Below are 530 nucleotides of genomic sequence, written 5' to 3'. Positions count from 1 at the left end.
GTCTCCTCCCGAGACTCAGCGAAGTTGAAGTGTTTGTGATGATGCAATCTCCCCGCGGCTAGACGGAAAGACCCCATGAACCTTTACTGTAGCTTTGCATTGGACTTTGAACMGATCTGTGTAGGATAGGTGGGAGGCTTTGAAGCRKGGWCGCTAGWTCWYGTGGAGCCRWCSTTGAAATACCACCCTGGTGTGTTTGAGGTTCTAACCTWGGYCCGTGAATCTGGATCGGGGACAGTGCATGGTAGGCAGTTTGACTGGGGCGGTCTCCTCCCAAAGCGTAACGGAGGAGTTCGAAGGTACGCTAGTTACGGTCGGACATCGTGACGATAGTGCAATGGCATAAGCGTGCTTAACTGCGAGACTGACAAGTCGAGCAGATGCGAAAGCAGGACATAGTGATCCGGTGGTTCTGTATGGAAGGGCCATCGCTCAACGGATAAAAGGTACTCTGGGGATAACAGGCTGATACCGCCCAAGAGTTCATATCGACGGCGGTGTTTGGCACCTCGATGTCGGCTCATCTCATC

General features: G+C 53.1%; 1 rRNA gene. It reads left to right on the top strand.

The window, feature by feature from the left end:
• A 23S ribosomal RNA gene (locus tag AC1DHL_RS29760) occupies window positions 1-530 on the top strand; the annotation flags it as partial.

The organism is Variovorax sp. 10L426 (genome assembly GCF_056395305.1).
Note: the sequence above shows the minus strand (reverse complement) of the source record. Positions and strands in the feature narration are given on the sequence as shown.